The organism is Corallococcus llansteffanensis (genome assembly GCF_003612055.1).
Classification (GTDB): domain Bacteria; phylum Myxococcota; class Myxococcia; order Myxococcales; family Myxococcaceae; genus Corallococcus; species Corallococcus llansteffanensis.
On sequence record NZ_RAWB01000935.1, the window covers coordinates 1 to 2,076 of the forward strand.

Here is a 2,076-nt window from a genome sequence, read left to right on the forward strand (position 1 = left end):
CTTGAGGCGGCTCGCCGTGCGCTTCTGGCTTCGCAGCACGAAGGCCATCGGCCCGAACGGATGCGCCCGGGGCCGGCGCCGGTCGAACAGGTGCACCAGCACGGGGATGAGCGCACCCAGCGCGCCCTTCCACCGAGGCGAGGCCGAAGCGCCCGACGCCGAGCGCCTCATGCGCAGCCGCTACAGCGCCTTCGCCCAGCGCGACGCCGCCTACCTGTGGAAGACCCTGCACCCCGACCACCCCCTGCGCGCCCGGCCGGAGGCGGACGTCGTGCGCGAGCTGCGAGCCTTCGCCCAGGCGCACCAGTACCCGGGCCTCACGGTGCTGGGCCACCAGCCTCCGGACGCGTCCGGCCTGGCGCGCGTCCTCTTCTTCGCCCGCGTGTTCGAGAAGGGCCGGGACCAGTCCTTCGTGGAGCGCTCCGACTTCCGCCACGACGGCACCGGCTGGCGCTACCTGGAGGGCGTCCTCAAGCTGCCGCGCGACCTGCCCGTGCCGCCCGAGTCCCTCACGCTCGACACCTTCCCCGCGGACTGACGCGCGCGAAAATCCGTTGTCAGGACTCTCGCGGCCCCGCGTCCTTCACCGTGCTGCCCGGCCGGAGAGGCCCCACACGCCCTGGTACAGCCCCCTTCACGGGGGGCTGCGGTTCGAATCCGCCTTGGCCCGGAAGGGTCACCCAAATCCGCGGCTTCTCCACTCGGGCAGCACCCTTTTCTCCTCCTTCACCGCGCGGACGCATCGTCCAGGTCGCGTGACGAGAGGTCCCGGTCGTCGCCGTCCCCGCCCGGCGCGCCATCCGCCCCGAGTGACACGATGACCGGCGTGCTCCGCTCCAGCGTGTACGCGTAGTCATTGCCCCACGGGTCCTTGGGAAGCTTCGGGAGGATCTGCTCGTCCACCAGCGCACGCAGCCCCGTGGCCGTGTCCGGCAGGCGGCCCTTCTTCACCGCGTACAGCTGCAGGGCCTGCCCGAGCGACCCGAAGTCCAGCCCCACCCGCTTCTCTTTCGCCGTCCCCAACTGTCCCATCACCGCCACCCCCACGGCGGCGGCGATGAGCCCCAGGATGGTGATGACCACCATGATCTCAATCAGCGTCATGCCGCGCTGACGCCGCACCCGCGACCTGCTCTGGTCCATGTCTGTCCTTCCGACACGGCGCCTCACGCGCCGGTTCAGGAAGGACGGGATTGCAACCCGCGCGCCGCCAGGCTCCTGCCCCGTGTCACACGGCACGACGCCCTCCGCACCGGACAGAATGACGGGCGCGTCCGCTGCGTCGCGGGACACGGCGTCAGCAGGCCCGCCGCGCCTGGAAGGCACACCGCTCAGGCGTCTTCCGGCGTGTGCGCCACCAGCCACAAGGGCGCGTCCCCGCACTGCACGAGCAGCTCGTCTCCCTGGCGCGCCAGGAGCGTCCCCGGCACCGCCCGCGGATCCTCGCCCCGCCACGCGCGCGTGCGCTGCACCCGTACCCACCGGCCCCGCAGCACCGCGCGCGCATCGCCATTCCCCTCGCGCCAGGCGGCGAAGCGGCACGCGCGCACCTTGAGGTGCACGGCCCGCGCGGTGTCGTTCCAGTCGATGTCCCGGTACGCCAGGTCGAAGAAGGGCGCGGGCGTGGCCTCCGCATCCGACTGCGGCTCGCCCACGTCGCCCCGGGCCACGCGCTCCAGCATCCGCGGCAGCAGGCGCCGCGCCGCGAGCATCATCTTCTCGAAGAGCGTCTCCTCCGTGTCCTCGTCGATGACGGGGAACGTGCCCTGCACCAGCACCGGCCCGGTGTCGAAGCCCGCGTCCATGCGGTGGAACGTGAGGCCCAGCTCCCGCGCGTCGTCGCGCAGCGCCCAGCCCAGCGGACACGGGCCCCGGTAGCGCGGCAGGAGCGACGGGTGCACGTTGATGGCCCCTCGCGGCGCCACCGCCAGCACCTCCGGCGTGAGCTTCCACGGGAAGAAGAAGGCGAGGACGAGGTCGGGCTTCAGCGCCGCCAGCTGGAGCGGCAGCTGTGCCCGCTCGCCCACCCGCAGCACGTCGAGCGGGGGCGTCGCGGCCCCGAACAGCCCCTCCAAT

General features: G+C 72.7%; 4 protein-coding genes. 1 reads left to right on the top strand and 3 read right to left on the bottom strand.

Going from position 1 to position 2,076, the window contains the following annotated elements:
- On the bottom strand, positions 1-171 hold a 171-nt coding region (locus D7V93_RS42215), incomplete at its 3' end, for a BatA domain-containing protein (protein WP_147451651.1).
- Between D7V93_RS42215 and D7V93_RS42220 the strand changes: the two genes are divergently transcribed.
- The gene (locus D7V93_RS42220; RefSeq protein WP_120648588.1) at positions 107-538 is read left to right on the top strand and encodes a YchJ family protein; all 432 of its coding nucleotides are present in this window, start codon (positions 107-109) and stop codon (positions 536-538) included. The genes D7V93_RS42215 and D7V93_RS42220 overlap by 65 nt on opposite strands.
- 188 nt (positions 539-726) lie before the next feature.
- Here the strand turns inward: D7V93_RS42220 and D7V93_RS42225 are convergent, their stop codons facing one another.
- Both D7V93_RS42225 and D7V93_RS42230 read right to left on the bottom strand, forming a co-directional pair.
- The gene (locus tag D7V93_RS42225) at positions 727-1,143 is read right to left on the bottom strand and encodes a type II secretion system protein GspG (RefSeq protein ID WP_120648589.1); all 417 of its coding nucleotides are present in this window, start codon (positions 1,141-1,143) and stop codon (positions 727-729) included.
- A 188-nt stretch (positions 1,144-1,331) separates the two neighbouring features.
- Positions 1,332-2,076: methionyl-tRNA formyltransferase (locus tag D7V93_RS42230; RefSeq protein WP_147451652.1), on the bottom strand; the 745-nt coding region annotated here is incomplete at its 5' end.

What these genes read in the sequence shown, in the direction of transcription:
- D7V93_RS42220 (WP_120648588.1), top strand. Translation starts at nt 107, where the DNA reads ATGAGCGCACCCAGCGCGCCCTTCCACCGAGGCGAGGCCGAAGCGCCC.
- D7V93_RS42225 (WP_120648589.1), bottom strand. Translation starts at nt 1,143, where the DNA reads ATGGACCAGAGCAGGTCGCGGGTGCGGCGTCAGCGCGGCATGACGCTG.